The 744-nt window shown below is 35.9% G+C and carries 1 protein-coding gene; it reads left to right on the plus strand.

Going from position 1 to position 744, the window contains the following annotated elements; translation table 11 throughout:
- On the plus strand, positions 1-744 hold a 744-nt coding region (locus CHRY9293_RS18435), incomplete at both ends, for a condensation domain-containing protein (RefSeq protein WP_162034312.1).

Below are 744 nucleotides of genomic sequence, written 5' to 3' on the forward strand. Positions count from 1 at the left end.
GCGAATCGCAATTATGCAGGCTTAGAAGATCTGATCGGCTTTTTTGTCAATACTTTAGTACTTCGGGAAGAGATCGATTATGGAGTATCAGTAAGAGATTTTATTTTGCAAGTTTCTGATTCAGTATCTCAGGCTCAAATGCATCAGGATGTACCTTTTGAGAAATTGGTAGAAGAATTGGGAGTAGTTCAGGATGTATCCCGCCACCCTATATTCCAAGTGATGTTTGGCTTGCAGAGTTTTGGAAGTGAAGCAAAGAGAATGTATGGAGAAGATTCTTTGTTTCAGGAATTTAAAGGAAATGTTTCTTATGATGTTGCTAAGTTTGATTTAAGTGTGATGATAGATGATGGAGGAGATTCTCTGTCAGGAAGTTTTAATTATGCTACCCATCTATTTAAAGAAAGTACAATTAATCATATGATTAGTACCTATGTGTATCTCTTAGAACAGATGGTATGTCATCAGAATGAAGTTGGATCACAGTTACTACTTGAAGACTTATCTTGGGTAAGAGAAGAAGAGTACAGTGCAGATGGAATCTTCTCCGATCTTTTGGATGCTACTATAGAGTATGATTCTACAGTTACTATTCATGAGTTATTTGAAAGACAGGTAGAGAAGACACCTGATCATATTGCTTTGGTGTATGAGGATGTAAAGTTAACGTATAGAGAACTTAACGAAAGATCAAACCAATTGGCTCATTATCTTTTAGAAACATACAAAATCCAGCCTGATGAA

Origin of the sequence: Chryseobacterium potabilaquae (assembly GCF_902728265.1) — a bacterium.
Classification (GTDB): Bacteria; Bacteroidota; Bacteroidia; order Flavobacteriales; family Weeksellaceae; genus Chryseobacterium; species Chryseobacterium potabilaquae.